This is a genomic window from Verrucosispora sp. NA02020, from assembly GCF_013364215.1.
Classification (GTDB): domain Bacteria; phylum Actinomycetota; class Actinomycetes; order Mycobacteriales; family Micromonosporaceae; genus Micromonospora.
This window is the reverse complement of record NZ_CP054923.1, coordinates 98,771-112,626: the sequence shown is the minus strand read 5'-3', so window position 1 is coordinate 112,626 and position 13,856 is coordinate 98,771. Positions and strand designations below refer to the sequence as shown.

Genomic DNA, 13,856 nt, shown 5'->3' with positions numbered 1-13,856 from the left:
GTCACCGCGCGGTGTCGACCGGGCCGATCAGAACGCCTCCTCCGGGATGTCCATGATGTCCAGGTCGGTGCTTTCGAGGATGCGCCGGTCGGCGCCGACGCGGGGCAGTACCTCGCGGGCGAAGAACCGGGCGGCGGCCACCTTGCCGGTGTAGAACGCCTTGTCGGTCGCGGAGACCTCGCCGGCCAACGCCTTCAGCGCCACGTCCGCCTGCTTCTGCAGCAGCCAGCCGACCACCACGTCGCCGAGCGCCAGCAGGAACCGCCGGCTGCCCAGCCCCACCTTGTAGAGAGACCGGGCGTCGCCGCCCTGGACCTCGCCCAGCCAGCCGGTCATCACACCGATCATGTTCTGGATCTCGGCGAGGGCCTTGCCGAGCGCCTGCCGCTCCTGCTTGAGCTGACCGTTGCCGACCTCGGTGGTGATGAACTCCTGGATCTCTCCGGCGACCGCCATCAGCGCCTTGCCGTTGTCCCGGACGATCTTCCGGAAGATCAGGTCGAGGCTCTGGATGGCGGTGGTGCCCTCGTACAGGGTGTCGATCTTGGCGTCCCGGACGTACTGCTCCAGCGGGTAGTCCTGGAGGAAGCCGGAACCACCGAAGGTCTGCAACGACTCGTGCCCGAGCATCTCGTACGCCCGCTCCGAGCCGACGCCCTTGACCAGGGGCAGCAGCAGGTCGTTGACCCGCTTCGCCAGCTTGGTGGCCTTCTCGTCACCGGCCGCCTCGGCGAGGGCGATCTTGTCCTGCCAGGACGCGGTGTAGAGCACCAGGGCACGCAGGCCCTCGGCGTACGACTTCTGCAGCAGCAGCGACCGGCGGACGTCCGGGTGGTGGGTGATGGTGACGCGGGGAGCGCTCTTGTCGGACTGCTGGACCAGGTCGGCGCCCTGCACCCGGTTCTTGGCGTACTCCAGGGCGTTGAGGTAGCCGGTGGAGAGGGTGGCGATCGCCTTGGTGCCGACCAGCATCCGGGCGTACTCGATGATCATGAACATCTGCCGGATGCCGTCGTGCTTCTCGCCCAGCAGCCAGCCCTTGGCCGGTACGCCGTGCTCGCCGAAGGTCAGCTCGCAGGTGTTGGAGACCTTGAGGCCCATCTTGTGCTCGACGTTGGTGGCGAAGACGCCGTTGCGCTCGCCCAGCTCGCCGCTGTCCTCGTCGAAGAAGTAGTTCGGTACGACGAACAACGACAGGCCCTTGGTGCCGGGGCCGCCCACACCCTCCACGCCGACCGGACGGGCCAGGACGTAGTGGACGATGTTGTCGCTCAGGTCGTGCTCGCCGGAGGTGATGAAGCGCTTCACGCCCTCGATGTGCCACGAGCCGTCCGGCTGGGGAATCGCCCGCGCGCGGCCGGCGCCCACGTCCGAGCCGGCGTCCGGCTCGGTGAGCACCATCGTGGAGCCCCACTGCTGGTCGATGAAGAGCTTGGCCCACTTCTTCTGCTGCTCGGTGCCCTCGACGTGCAGCACGTGCGCGAAGGACGGGCCGGAGGCGTACATCCAGACCGGGGCGTTCGAGCCGAGCACCAGCTCGGCGAGCGCCCACCACAGCGCCCGGGGGGCGTTGGTGCCGCCCAGCTCCGGGGGCAGGTCGAGCCGCCAGAACTCGGAGTCCATGAACGCCTGGTACGACTTCTTGAACGACTCCGGCAGTGGCGCGGTGTGGGTGGCCGGGTCAAAGACCGGCGGGTTGCGGTCACCGTCGGTGTAGCTGGCGGAGAGGTCTTCGCGGGCCAGGCGGTCCATCTCGGCGAGGAAGCTCCGCGCCGTGTCGACGTCGAGCTCGGAGTACGGCTCCTGGCCGAACGACCGGTCCGCCCCGAACACCTCGAACAGGTTGAACTCGAGGTCCCGAAGGTTGCTCTTGTAGTGGGTCATGTCGCTGGCCCCGCTTCCGGACAGGTGTTACCGATCAGTAACCCCAGACTCTATTACTGACGGGTAGGCAGCGACAACCCGCACACCGGAGTGACAGGGATTACACACTTGCGGTTCAGGTTCCGGCGGCACGCCGTCGCCCGGCCCCGAAGGTCGACCCGGCCCGGCCGGACACCGCCCGACGGCCCCGGGGGTCAGCTCTCGGCCGCCCCGACCTCCCAGCTCGGCACCGCCGCCGTCGCGCCACCGCGCGAACCCGTGTACTCCATCAGGACCAGCGCGATGTCGTCGTCCAACCGACCGTGCACCCACTCCACCAGAGCGGTCTCCAGCGAGGCCAGACCGTCGCCCACCGTGCCGTGCCCGAGCAGCCGCCACGCCCGGTCGGCGGTGGGGAAGAACTCGCCGTCCCGGCGGGCCTCGCCGAGCCCGTCGGTGAACAGCAGCAGGCGATCGCCGGGTTCCAGCCGCTCGACCCGGGGCCGGACCACCGGCATGAAGCCCAGCGGGGGTGCCGGGGCGGGCGGTTCGAGCGGGATCACCGCGCCCCGACGCAGCAGCAGCGGCGCCGGATGTCCACAGTTGACGATGGTGAGCGTGCCGCCCCGCTCCTCCACCAGCGCGGCGGTGACGAAATCCTCGTCACCCACGCTGCGGGCCACCGCCCGGTCCAGGTCCGCGACCACCCCGCGCAGGTCCGAGCGCTCGTACGCCACGTGCCGGTAGGAGCCCAGCACGATGCTGGCCAGCCGGACCGCCTCCAGGCCCTTGCCGCGTACGTCACCGATGATCATGCGTACGCCGTACGGGGTGTCGATGGCCTCGTAGAGGTCGCCGCCGATCTCCGCCTTCGCGGTGGACGAGATGTAACGTCCGGCCACCGCCAGCGTGCCGACCCGGGGACCGAGCGGACGCAGCACCGCCTGCTGGGCCACCGCGGCGAGCTTGGACAACTCGGCGATCTGCTCGGCCTGCCGCTGACGTACCGCCGCCACCGCCGCCGCGATCCCGGTGCCCAACGCGATGCCCGCCACCGCGACCGCCGTGGAGAGCGAGACGTTCTCCTCGGCCAATGCGAACGAGGCGCCGAGCACGGACGCGGCGGCACCGACGCCGAGCACGATGCGCCAGGACGCCAACGCGGCGGCCAGGAACGGAGCGGCCACCATCAGCGCGATGTAGTTCGCCGCCCTCCCGTCTGCCAGCTCGACGGCGGAGACGAGCGCGAGCAGGGCAAGGGCCGCGCCGAGGCCGGCGCGGGATCCGGGACTCAGCCGGTTACGGCCCGGCTGGAGGAGTTGCGTACGTACATCCGACAGCATGCCCGATGGACGTGAACGAAAAAATGAACCTGACCCGTCGGACGAGAGGGATCTGGCCGCGAGGATCATCCCGCGCGCCGATCGCCGCCCGGTCGGGCTCAGCCCAACACCTCGTAACGCACCTGGATGTGGCCGAGGTCGAGCGAGGCGATCTCGGCGAACGAGCCACGGGACAGGTCCAGGCAGCGGCCCTCGATGAACGGTCCCCGGTCGTTGATGCGTACGGTGATCGACTTTCCGTTGGCGGGGTTCGTCACGCGTACCCGGGTGTCGAACGGCAGGGTCTTGTGCGCGGCGGTCATCCCCTCCGGGTTGAACGCCTCGCCGTTGGCGGTCACCTGGCCCTGCCAGTAGAAGGAGGCGCCACACGAGCCGCTGTCCACCACCGGACGGGCCGTCGTCTTCGTGGCCGTCGGCTTCGGTGTCGGACTGGCCGTGCGCGTCTTGCTCCGCGACGGTGCCTGCGTGGTCCGGACCGGCGTCGGGCTCGCCGAGGCGCTCGGCGAGGCGCTGGCGCTCGGACTGGCAGTCGGGCTCGGGCTGGCACTCGGTGACGCGCTCGGCGAGCCGGTCGACGGCTCGGTGACGTCCGGGGTGACCGGCAGGTCGATCGCGGTCGGACCGGCCGGCTCCGAGTCGCCCGCCAGACGCACCGCACCGACGGTCCCGCCGACGGCGAGCGCGACGGCGAGCACGGCCGTGGCGGTCAGCCCGGCCGGCGAGGTGATCCTGCGGGTACGGGTGTGCCTACCAGTCACCGGCCCGGTCCTTTCCTCAGCAGATCAAATCGGGTCGGACCATAACGAGAGAACCACTTCCGACGTCAACGTGATCATGATGGTATGACCATAATTGCGGCGATACGTGAAGCCGATCATCCGATCCGAGGTGGGCCAGCCGGCCCCCCGCAGCCATGGGCTGTCGCTGCCCCGCAGCGGGGGGCCGGTGGCGGCCACACAGCCACCGGTGGTTGCCTCGCAGCGGTGGGCCGCGGCTGCCTCGCAGACCCCGGGTGTGCCGCAGGATGAGGGGATGTCCACCGAGCTGAGAGCCCGCCTGGTCGAGCTGTTCCGTTGGATCGACCCCGGTCCCGGGGCGAGCCACCTGGTCAGCGACGTCTCCGGCTGGTGGCGCGACCCCGACGTACTCGCCGCTCTCGGTCCCGCGCTCGTCGCGCCGTTCCGGGACGCCCGACCCACCGTGGTCGTCTCCCCGGCCGTGACCGGTTTCCTGCTCGGCCCGCTGGCCGCCACCGCGCTCGGCGTCGGGTTCGTGCCGGCACACAAGCCCGGCGACGGCCGGCTGCCCGCCGGTCCGCTGACCTGGGCGCAGAGCCCGCCCGACTTCCGTGGCCGGCGGGTCGACCTGGCCGTACGGGACCGGCACCTCGGCCCCGGCGACCGAGTGCTGGTCGTGGACGACTGGGTGGCCACCGCCGCCCAGGTCCGAGCGCTCTATGACATCTGCGCCGCCCGAGGTGCCGAACCGCTGGGCACTTCGGCGGTGGTGGTCGACTGCGCACCGGAACTGCGCACCGAACTCCGCATAAGCGGCTTGCTCACCAGCGCCGCCTTGTGAAAGGAAGGGCACCTTATTAACGCCTCGTGCATAGCAGGGGTCCCCTGCTAACACCGAACCCCGCCGCGCCGCCGCCGAACACCAGCCGCCGAACACCAGCCATCGCCAAGCACCAGCCGCCGCCGGAGGCCGGCACCCGAAGCCGACCCGGGCGGGGTCAGCGGACGAAGTCCTCGACCACCGTGCAGACCTTGCCGAGCACCTCGGCGGACCGGGCCAACGGCCCCGGCACCATCAGCGCGTGGTCGGCGGCCGTGATCTCCAGCACGTGCGGGGTCAACCGGCGGGCGATCCCGCCATCCCAGGACGAGTCGGCCGTACCGCCGACCAGCAGGAACGGGGCGGTGGACCGGCGCAGCGCGTCGACCACCTCACCCCGGTGCAGCAGCGGCGTCAACCAGACGGCGGGCAGCCGCCGCTCGACCGCGAGTGGCGCGGCCAGCGAGCCGAGCGACTTGCCGACCAGCAGGTCGGTGCGCTCGGTCAGGGTCGGGGCGACCTCGTCGCAGACCCACCGGCCGATGGTGTTGGGGTCGAAGTCCTCCGGCACCTGCCAGGCGATGCCGTGCAGCCCGAAACCAAGCCGACGCAGCGCCTCACCCAGATAGAGGAAGAGCGGATACCGGGTGTCGTAGCCGCGTCCGGGAATGAGCACCGCGCGTCGGTCCGCCATCGACATCTCCTCGTTCGTCGGGCATCGACCGTACCGCTCCCATGCGGACTCTCCACCCGTCGAGAACCGACCGGAATCCGTCGGTCCCACCGGTAATCTCGCGTCATGTGGCCACGCGTCGGCGAACTACGCACCCTCGCCCTCGGCACACCCGGCGAGCTTCGTGCGAGGCTCAACACCCTGGTCCTGGGCGAGGTGAAGACCGCCACCGCCGGCTTGCTCACCGAGTACGCCGAGGAGCGCGAGGACCTGGAACACGTCGGTGAACGGCTGGTTGTCGTCGACGACCAGGACTCCCTGGTGGCCGTGGTCGAGGTGACAGGTGTGGAGGTGACCCGCTTCGCCGAGGTGAGCTGGGACTTCGCCCGCTCCGAGGGGGAGGGCGACCGCTCGATCGAGGAGTGGCGGGCCGGGCACGCCGCCTACTGGGCCCGGCTCGGCACGCCGGTCACCGACGACACCGAGATCGTCTGCGTACGCTTCCGGCTGGTCAGCCGAGGCGACGAGGGCGCGTACGGGACGTAGGACGCCTCAACCGCGCAGCTCGGGCAGCAGTCGGGTGGCCACGTCGACGAGGACCGCTTCGTCGCCCGCGTACCAACTGCTCTCCCGGGGCCAGTGCGTGATCACGTCGGTGAAGCCCAGCTCCGCCGCGCGGCCCACCTGGTCGGCGAAGAACTGCGCGCTGCCCAGCGAGAAGGCCGGTGCCGAGTCCAGCGAGAGGTAACGGTCCAGGCTGGCCGGGTCACGCCCGTCGGCGGCGAGCCGGGCGTCCATCCGGGCCACCAGCTCGGCCACCCCGTCCCACCACTCGCCCAGGTCGTCGACGTCCGGTCCGGTGGTCACCCAGCCCTGCCCGAACCGGCTGACCAGCCGCATCGACCGGGGACCGTTGGCCGCCATCACGAACGGCACCCGAGGCGTCTGTACGCAGCCCGGGTTGTTCCGCGCGTCCACCGCCGCGAACCACTCGCCCCGCCAGGTCGTACCGTCGGTGAGCAGGATCGCGTCGAGCAGCTCGGTGAACTCGGCGAACCGGTCCACCCGCTGTCGCGGCGGCAGCGTCTCGCCACCGAGCACCGCCGAGTCGAAGCCGATGCCGCCCGCGCCGAGCCCGAGCAGTACCCGCCCGTCGGACACGTCGTCGAGCGAGGTCACCTGCCGGGCGAAGGCCGCCGGATGCCGGAAGTTCGGGGACGCCACGAGCGTGCCGAGCCGGATCCGCGAGGTCACCGTCGCGGCGGCGGTCAGCGTACCCATCGAGTCGAACCACGGACCGTCCACCAGATCCCGCCAGCCCAGGTGATCGTACGTCCAGGCGTGGTCGAAGCCCCACTCTTCCGCCTGCTGCCACCGGTGGCACGCCACCGACCACCGCTGGTCGGGCAGGATCACGATGCCGAATCTCATGATCGCCAGGGTACGGCGACCGACCTCCGACCTCAGCCCAGCCGGTCGAGCGTGTGGGCTCAGCCCAGCCGGTCGAGGAAGTCCAGCGTGCGCCCGATCAGCAGCTCGGCGGCCGGCTCGTCGTAGTCGACGCCACCCGCATCGGCGAAAAGGTGCCCGGCACCGGGGTAGAGATACAGCTCCGCGCCGTCGATATCCGCCGCCATCGCCCGCATCGCCGGCACCTCGGCCCACTCGTCGTCGGCCATCGCGTGCATCTGCACCGGCGTTCCGGCCGGCCACGGGCTGTCGAACTCCTCCGGAGGCACCGCACCGTAGAGCAGCAACGCGCCCAGGGCACCCGGACGGGTCTGGGTGAGCGACTGCGCCGGCAGGTTCCCGAGCGAACAGCCCGCGTAGACGAGCCGCTCGGGCAGCGCCTCGGCCGCCGCCGTCCCACGTCGGATGATCTCCCCGAACCCGATCGATTCGGCGTGCGCGACCCCCTCGTCGACCGTGCCGAAGGTGGCACCGTCGTACATGTCAGGGGTGTGCACGGTGTGCCCGGCGGCCCGCCACCGGTCGGCCAGCGCCAGGAACCCCGGCGTCTGCCCCTGAGCATGGTGAAACAGCAGAATCTCGACCATGCGCCCACCGTAAGACCGCCGTCCGACAAGAACCGGGAGGTACGCCTACTCGTCCGTGACAGGCTCGTCCAGCCAGCGGAACCCGGCCTCGTCGCCCTCGACGCTCAACAGGAACTCGGCGACCCGGCCACCATCCGGACGGACCAGGGTGAAAGCGGCACTGATCTCGTCATCGATCCTCATCATGGCCTCGTCGTCGTCCGCGTCGAGAGCGGCGCTCCGCGCCACGAAGAGCGGACGGAACGGCTCGAACCCCGCCAGCGGACGAAGCCGCCCGTACGTCCACGGGAAGTCACGGCTCCGCACCTCGATCGCGGCCACCACCTCGTCCCGGTGACACAGACGCCAGATCTCGCCATCAGTCATGGACGGAAGCGTAGAAGTCCGCCACATCCCATGATCGTCACTGCTTTCCCGGCCCGGCGTCGCGCATCAGGCCTCGATCTGCACATAGTTCGCCAGGTCCGCCTCGATGCCGGCCGCCGTGAAGAAGGCAGCCGGCTCGAACCCCTCCGCGCGATGCGCCGCCTGCACGGCAGCACGGGCCGAGGGCAGATCGTCCGCAGACGACCACCGCACAATGGTGACGGCGTTGAAGCGCCCCGGGCCGGAGTGCTGTTCCAGCAGGGCATCGTCGAGGAATCCCGGTTGATCCCGCAGGATCGCGTGAGTTCGCCGTACGTGTCGCCAGAACTCCGCGCGCGCGGGTTCCGGGACGTCGAACTTGTCCACTCGGTAGACGACGGTCATGCCGCCCTCCTTCGTGCCGGGAATCGGTCAGACCGAGGCTAGAACCTCAACCCGACTTCAGATCAACAGCTCGGAGCGACAACCTTCACCACGATGAAGTGCTCACGCTGGTTCTGTCTCATCCAGCACCCATCGGAGGTAGGCGGGATTCCCCTGGTTCACGGGCAGGGCGATGACGCAGGGCACCTCGTACGGATGCTCCGCGTTCACACGGGCGGTGATGCGGTCGACCAGGCTCGCCCGGGTGTGCAGCGCCACCCGCGCCTCCTGTTCGTCGTGGACCGTGCCCTGCCACCCATAGATCGAGCGAATCTGAACGAGGTGGTGTCCGCAGGCGGCCAGACGGTCGTCCACCAGGCGGCGCGTGAAGGCCGCCAACCACTCGGGGTCCGGCCCGGTAATGATCACCTCAACGACGTCAGTCACTCGCGATCTCCCCCGTCCCTGAGCCTGTCTATGGTGGCGCGGGCTTCCTGCTCACTGTGCGCCATCCCGCCCCACCCGGTGACGATCGTGCCGTCGTAGCTCAGCCCTACCCATCGGCCCGTCATCTCCTGGCCGTGCTTTCGCCCCGTCGGTGGTAGCCGCCGTCTGCAACGCCGGACGTCGACCGTTGGATCGGGCATGCTCGAGCAGTCATTGCTGCCGAGACTCCTGAATGTCGGCCTTGAGCTGCGCGGCCAGGCCGTAACACAGCCCTCGCAGCTCCTCGATCTGCTCGGAGACAGCCCGCTCTCGATCCGGCGACAGCGAGCCGCTTCCGATGATCGACAGATCGCTGATGCTCCCCATCCCGCCGTATGCATCCATCCAGTAATCGAGGCCAGTCACATCGCCAGCATCCAAGCGGGTAAGCGCTCGGTCCGCCCACTGTGCCCAGTGCTCGGTGTCAGCCTGGCGTAACAGGTCGCGTAGGTCGACCAGCGCGATCCGAAACCGCTGAAGGTTCCAATCGATACGCGACTGTGGCACCTTGACCACGGCCTGACTCCTCATGCAGCACTCTATGGCGCTCCGTCTGCCATAGTCTGCGCGCATTCCTCACCTCAGACAAGCTCCGTACGACACGCTCATGGCATGTGCGGGGAAGGGCCGCTACAGCCAAAGCAGGTTGCTGATCTCGGCAGCCACCTGGGTCATCTCCTCGCCAGCCTCCAGCAAAGCTCACGTTCCATAGACCTCCAGGTACGGACGCCCTGCCACCCTTCCCACCCTTTCGCGAGGGGGTCGAGGAAGACCGACAGGGCAACAGTCTCCGGCCCGATACCCAGCCGAACGGAAGCGCCCGACCTCGACCGTGGCTCAACTCGTTGCCAGCCACACGTCCTCCGAACCTGACCTAATACCAAGTGATCCGAACCGGCAGATGCGCGATGCCATGACGCGCTTCCTTGATCAATGAGAGCCGCAGGCGCGATCTGGGTCAGAGACCGGCGCCTAGCTCTAACACCCGGACATGCCAGACGGCCCGGCCCGTTTGCGGGCCGCCTTACCGTGTCGCTGGCTCTCCGCGCGTCTGAGTGAGGGTGGTCTCGGTGCTGACAGTGCGACAATGAGTGGCGGTGTGGTGGAGGAGGTGAGTCGGGATGTCGAGCAATGCGGAGCGGGTGCCCGAGTGGCCGACCGCTGAGCATGTGCCGGTGGAGGAGTTGGCCCGTCGTCAGGGTGTGCGGCCGGTCACCTCCGTCGATGACCTGGCTCGGCCGGACCTGTTCGAGTCCGACGATGAGTTGGACGAATTCCTGGCCGACCTGTACGCCTCTCGGCGGGCCAGCCTGGCGTGAGCCCGGTCGTCCTGGACACCGACGTGGCATCGGCGATCCTAAGGGGTCGGCTGCATGACCGGCCGTGCCCGGTTAGCGGGTAAGACCCGCCGCTGGCCTTCTCGTGCTGGCGCTTCCGGCCTTGCCTCAGCTGCCTAGCAGCCAACCTGTCAGCCCTAGGCGCTACGGTCGGCAGGCCGGTGAGATCGAGGAGCGTTAGGTAGGTCTGGCCCAGATGATGCGAGAACTGATTTATGTTGACACGGACAAGGTCCGATCACTGCTTGCGCAGCGCGATGGAGGCATTACGGAAGACCAAAAGGTCACCGAGAAGAAGCAGGGAACCCTCTCAGGCGGCATGCGGAACGTGGCAAATCGAGAACAGGTGTGGGGCACTGAAGAAAGCACGCAAAGATCTTTGGCCGATGCGGTTTTTCCCATGCTGGAAGAAGCGTTGGATAGCGAAGGTTACTTGACGGACGTTTCTGAAGAACTAAGGAGCTTCGACTCCGATTCCTTCGACGACTTCAAGTCAGCCTATCCGCCGGGATCCTTCGTTCGATTGACCGGTCCCGCAAGGTTCTTCGATGCGCGTTATGTCGCACAGGCATTTGCGGGCGTTGGCGTGGCCGCAGACTGAGCGGCGATACTCAGCGGCGATAGCGAGGATGCACCCGCCGCTGCACGCACAAGTAGCAAGAAGGGTCAGCCGGGAAAGGGACGCCCCAGGCGGAGTAGCCAGCGACCAACGGACGCCCCAAGCCCAGACGCGCTAGAGAGCCTTATCCCTGACTACGACCCAACGGGAATAATGGATGGGCTGCCGCCGGAACAGCTACGAGCATTCGTTAAGGTCGCCCGGGGAATGTTTCACCCTGGCCTACATTTGGCCATGACCCCTGGCGGCTCCGGTGGCGTCGGTATTACGGCACGCCTTCAGGAAGGTCGGAGGTTCCTCGACAGCGAGCCCGAGATTCTGTTCGCGAGGTACGGCCTCCAAGAACAGGAATGGACGATGGTAGGGACGATTGGCTCCTACTCGCCTAGCCCTGATTTCGAGTATAATCCCGATTCTATTTCCGGCCAGGGTATAGGTATCAGGCGCACAGAAATGGCCCGTGTTATCAACGACCTTCTCATACTGCTAGGCATAGCAGGACTCGCAGACCACCCACAAGATCCCGAGCTCTCAATCGTTCCTTTCGCGGTTTACCGGCCAATTCTGCGTGCCAGTGGCGAAGGGTTGGAGCGATTGTAGGCAAGCGCTCAGCTATCCCGGACGGGACCTTGACCCGTCCGGGATAGCTGGCTGCCCTTTGAGCGTCACCATATCCGCTCACAAACGCACCATTCGCGGATGCATTTCAGTCCTCTATACGCTCAAGCAGCGCGCCGGCTATCTCACCCATGCCCGTAATCACCACGTCCGCTCCGGCTGCGCGGAACGTCTCGACCTTGGCTGACCGATTCGCATAGCCGATCACCCGTACTCCGGCGGCCCGTGCCCCGTCGATGTCCGACAACGAGTCGCCGATCAGGACGCACCGGCCCGCCGGCTCACCGAGAGCACTCACGGCTTCTAGGATCGGCGCGGGGTTGGGCTTCATGCGGTCCGGTTTTCCGCACGCCCGACCGACTACGGCCGGCACGAACGCGGCGAGCCGATGCGCTGCCAGATACGCGCTCACCGCACCGGCCGAGTTGTTGCTGACCACCGCCACCGGCATCCCGACCTGCCGGGATGCCACGATGACTTCGCGCCCGTACGGCGTGGGTTCGGCACTTGCGACGGCCAGCCGTTCGGCTGCACAGAGTGCGTCCTCTACCGCCCGCGTGACGTCCTGGTCTCCAGCCGCTCCGACGCGGCGTAGCACCTCAAGCGGGTCCGGCTCGCTGGCAAGGTCTGGCGGCACGTCGACCCCGTGGCGCCGCAGTACGTTGACCAGCTCGGCGGCAACCTGCGGTGCGGGGTATCCGGCGAAGATGCTGCACACCGGCCCATCGAAGTCGAGCAGCAGTGCATCGACGTCGCCGAGCAGTCGGCCGAGGTCGGCGTTCATGCGTCGTACCGGTAGGCGATCGTCGACCACACCGAGTCGAACCACTGGCGAGACGCCTCCACGAACTGTGTGCCGTGGGAGGTGTCGTCGTCGGTTACGGCGTAGTGGAACAGGGGCACGTCCTTGCCCATCAGGTCGTAGATGGCCATCGGTTCACCCTTGATCGAGACGGAGCGCTCGGTGACGGGATAGAAACCGTAGAAAACTTCTTCGTTGTTGAGGATGTAGAGCTTGAACTGCGGGGATGCCCGTTGTAGCCGGACCTCGACGGCGGCTGACCGGATCAGGCCGAGGTCGCCCAGCTCGGTGACCTGATCGATGATCGCGTCTACTGCTCGGCGGGTGATTCGCTCGGCGCGTTCGCGTACCGCTGGGTCGTCGGTCTGTGTCTCGACCCGCGTGGGCAGTGCCATCGGTGCGGTCATGTCGGAGATCAGGACGCGCACGGCGATGGTCTCGGGCGCGAGTCGACCGACGCGCACCTTGTCGAGGGTCTCGGCGAGCGCGTCGCGCAGTGTCTCGCCGGAGAATCCGGCGAAATCGATGGTGACGTGGGGCCGCTCGAACGCGGCTTCGACGTGGGGGCGTAGTTCGACGGCCCGCTGCGTCTGCGCCCGGACGAACACACCGCTGCCCTGACGGGACACGATCAGCCGCTCGGCCCGGAGCAGGTCCAGGGCTCGCTTGACCGTCTCTCGGGCCACGCCGTAGCGGGTGGCCAGTTCGGGTTGCGACGGCAGCTTGTCGCCCGGCGCGAGTCGACGCGTGAGGATGGCAGCCCGCAGCTTGTTCGCGATCTGCTGGGACGCCTGTTTCGGGTCGTCGGGATCAAGCTGACCGAGGAAGTCAGGGCTCTCGCTCACCACAACACCCTAACGCTGGCTAGCCAGGCAAGGAAAGTTTACCGCAGAGCCTTGACTTGGCTAGTCAAGCAAATCTACGGTCGATTCAGACCCTCAATGCTTGCCAGCTTCACCTATGGATCGACGCGCGACCGTCCTTACGAGGACTCCGGACGCGCAAAGCGAAGGCCCCGACGGGATTGCGGCCCGCCGAGGCCAGACGCATCGCCCTCGCGAAAGGAACACGATGCTTCTTCACCCTAACGACCGAGTCGCCACCAGACGCACCTCGGCGCAGGACATCCAAACTCCCGCCCACATCGCGGCACCGGTCAACCCCTTGTCGCTGACAGCAGCCCGCCTGGCCCGCCTGTCGAACGGTCAACTCGCTGTCGCCATCCACGCCGCCGGAATCCCAACGGATGTCAACGTGCTGTCGATCAGCCAGATCAGGGAACTCGCGGTGACCGGCATCCGCCGCCTCGGCCGGACGGAGGTCCGCCGCATCAACGACGAGACACGGGCGGCGAACACCTCCTACTGCGCGAAGATCCGCCGCGACCCCACGGCCGACGTCCACGCCGAACTGGCCACCATCAACCGAATCTGGGGCTCACGTAGACGGGAGCAACGCGCCGTCGACCTCGCCTATCGACTGCTCTGCGCCCTGACGCGCAGCGGGCACAGCACGCCCGAAAAGCGGTCGGCATGAATGAAGCCCAGGTCGGGAGCGCATCCTGACCTGGGCTTCACGTTGGAGCGGGTGACGGGAATCGAACCCGCACTGTCAGCTTGGGAAGCTGATGTTCTGCCATTGAACTACACCCGCAAGCGGCACCACTGTACCTGAGCCGTCGCCCCGGTGCACCCAGCCACCCCCGCCGGCCACCCTGCCCGGCCCGCCTCCGCACGCTCCGCAAGAAGTTGCATGCCGGCAACACATAGCCA

At 68.0% G+C, this 13,856-nt stretch carries 18 protein-coding genes and 1 tRNA gene; 5 read left to right on the top strand and 14 right to left on the bottom strand.

Annotated elements, in window-relative coordinates; genetic code table 11:
- Positions 1 to 27 precede the first annotated feature (27 nt).
- The 3 genes from HUT12_RS00520 to HUT12_RS00510 all read right to left on the bottom strand — a co-directional run bounded on the left by HUT12_RS00520 (position 28) and on the right by HUT12_RS00510 (position 3,964).
- Positions 28 to 1,884, bottom strand: a complete 1,857-nt coding sequence (locus HUT12_RS00520; RefSeq protein WP_176092228.1) for an acyl-CoA dehydrogenase — start codon at positions 1,882 to 1,884, stop codon at positions 28 to 30.
- A 194-nt stretch (positions 1,885 to 2,078) separates the two neighbouring features.
- Positions 2,079 to 3,206 (bottom strand): PP2C family protein-serine/threonine phosphatase, encoded by a 1,128-nt coding sequence (locus HUT12_RS00515; RefSeq protein ID WP_131051715.1) that lies wholly within the window; start codon positions 3,204 to 3,206, stop codon positions 2,079 to 2,081.
- A 98-nt stretch (positions 3,207 to 3,304) separates the two neighbouring features.
- The gene (locus HUT12_RS00510; RefSeq protein WP_131051714.1) at positions 3,305 to 3,964 is read right to left on the bottom strand and encodes a septal ring lytic transglycosylase RlpA family protein; all 660 of its coding nucleotides are present in this window, start codon (positions 3,962 to 3,964) and stop codon (positions 3,305 to 3,307) included.
- 274 nt (positions 3,965 to 4,238) lie between these two features.
- Here HUT12_RS00510 and HUT12_RS00505 point away from each other — a divergent pair, with 274 nt between their 5' ends.
- Complete coding sequence (locus HUT12_RS00505) at positions 4,239 to 4,784, top strand: phosphoribosyltransferase (RefSeq protein ID WP_131051713.1); 546 nt, start codon at positions 4,239 to 4,241, stop codon at positions 4,782 to 4,784.
- A gap of 157 nt (positions 4,785 to 4,941) precedes the next feature.
- Here the strand turns inward: HUT12_RS00505 and HUT12_RS00500 are convergent, their stop codons facing one another.
- On the bottom strand, positions 4,942 to 5,457 hold the full coding sequence (locus HUT12_RS00500; protein WP_117228054.1) for an alpha/beta hydrolase: 516 nt from the start codon (positions 5,455 to 5,457) through the stop codon (positions 4,942 to 4,944).
- A 105-nt stretch (positions 5,458 to 5,562) separates the two neighbouring features.
- Between HUT12_RS00500 and HUT12_RS00495 the strand changes: the two genes are divergently transcribed.
- On the top strand, positions 5,563 to 5,982 hold the full coding sequence (locus tag HUT12_RS00495; protein WP_176092227.1) for an ASCH domain-containing protein: 420 nt from the start codon (positions 5,563 to 5,565) through the stop codon (positions 5,980 to 5,982).
- A 6-nt stretch (positions 5,983 to 5,988) separates the two neighbouring features.
- Here HUT12_RS00495 and HUT12_RS00490 read toward each other — a convergent pair whose 3' ends face one another.
- The 7 genes from HUT12_RS00490 to HUT12_RS33315 form a co-directional block, all read right to left on the bottom strand.
- Positions 5,989 to 6,867, bottom strand: a complete 879-nt coding sequence (locus tag HUT12_RS00490) for an LLM class flavin-dependent oxidoreductase (protein WP_176092226.1) — start codon at positions 6,865 to 6,867, stop codon at positions 5,989 to 5,991.
- Between the two features lie 59 nt (positions 6,868 to 6,926).
- Positions 6,927 to 7,493 (bottom strand): dienelactone hydrolase family protein, encoded by a 567-nt coding sequence (locus HUT12_RS00485; protein WP_131051710.1) that lies wholly within the window; start codon positions 7,491 to 7,493, stop codon positions 6,927 to 6,929.
- 45 nt (positions 7,494 to 7,538) lie between these two features.
- Entirely contained in the window at positions 7,539 to 7,859 is a 321-nt protein-coding gene (locus tag HUT12_RS00480) for a hypothetical protein (RefSeq protein WP_131051709.1), read from the bottom strand.
- A 66-nt stretch (positions 7,860 to 7,925) separates the two neighbouring features.
- On the bottom strand, positions 7,926 to 8,243 hold the full coding sequence (locus tag HUT12_RS00475) for an antibiotic biosynthesis monooxygenase (RefSeq protein ID WP_131051708.1): 318 nt from the start codon (positions 8,241 to 8,243) through the stop codon (positions 7,926 to 7,928).
- A 102-nt stretch (positions 8,244 to 8,345) separates the two neighbouring features.
- Positions 8,346 to 8,669, bottom strand: a complete 324-nt coding sequence (gene cutA, locus HUT12_RS00470) for a divalent-cation tolerance protein CutA (protein WP_131051707.1) — start codon at positions 8,667 to 8,669, stop codon at positions 8,346 to 8,348.
- 210 nt (positions 8,670 to 8,879) lie between these two features.
- The gene (locus tag HUT12_RS00465) at positions 8,880 to 9,224 is read right to left on the bottom strand and encodes a hypothetical protein (protein ID WP_131051706.1); all 345 of its coding nucleotides are present in this window, start codon (positions 9,222 to 9,224) and stop codon (positions 8,880 to 8,882) included.
- 155 nt (positions 9,225 to 9,379) lie between these two features.
- Entirely contained in the window at positions 9,380 to 9,877 is a 498-nt protein-coding gene (locus HUT12_RS33315) for a DUF6228 family protein (protein ID WP_368660219.1), read from the bottom strand.
- Here HUT12_RS33315 and HUT12_RS00460 point away from each other — a divergent pair.
- The gene (locus HUT12_RS00460) at positions 9,830 to 10,027 is read left to right on the top strand and encodes a hypothetical protein (protein WP_131051705.1); all 198 of its coding nucleotides are present in this window, start codon (positions 9,830 to 9,832) and stop codon (positions 10,025 to 10,027) included. The genes HUT12_RS33315 and HUT12_RS00460 overlap by 48 nt on opposite strands.
- A gap of 214 nt (positions 10,028 to 10,241) precedes the next feature.
- Positions 10,242 to 10,646 (top strand): hypothetical protein, encoded by a 405-nt coding sequence (locus tag HUT12_RS00455; RefSeq protein ID WP_131051704.1) that lies wholly within the window; start codon positions 10,242 to 10,244, stop codon positions 10,644 to 10,646.
- A 724-nt stretch (positions 10,647 to 11,370) separates the two neighbouring features.
- Here the strand turns inward: HUT12_RS00455 and HUT12_RS00450 are convergent.
- Positions 11,371 to 12,066 (bottom strand): HAD family hydrolase, encoded by a 696-nt coding sequence (locus HUT12_RS00450; RefSeq protein WP_131051703.1) that lies wholly within the window; start codon positions 12,064 to 12,066, stop codon positions 11,371 to 11,373.
- Entirely contained in the window at positions 12,063 to 12,929 is an 867-nt protein-coding gene (locus tag HUT12_RS00445) for a winged helix-turn-helix domain-containing protein (RefSeq protein ID WP_131051702.1), read from the bottom strand. The genes HUT12_RS00450 and HUT12_RS00445 overlap by 4 nt, the downstream gene beginning before the upstream one ends.
- A 226-nt stretch (positions 12,930 to 13,155) precedes the next feature.
- Here HUT12_RS00445 and HUT12_RS00440 point away from each other — a divergent pair, with 226 nt between their 5' ends.
- Entirely contained in the window at positions 13,156 to 13,620 is a 465-nt protein-coding gene (locus HUT12_RS00440; protein WP_176092225.1) for a hypothetical protein, read from the top strand.
- A gap of 43 nt (positions 13,621 to 13,663) precedes the next feature.
- Here the strand turns inward: HUT12_RS00440 and HUT12_RS00435 are convergent.
- Positions 13,664 to 13,737: transfer RNA gene (locus HUT12_RS00435), tRNA-Gly, on the bottom strand.
- Positions 13,738 to 13,856: the final 119 nt, after the last annotated feature.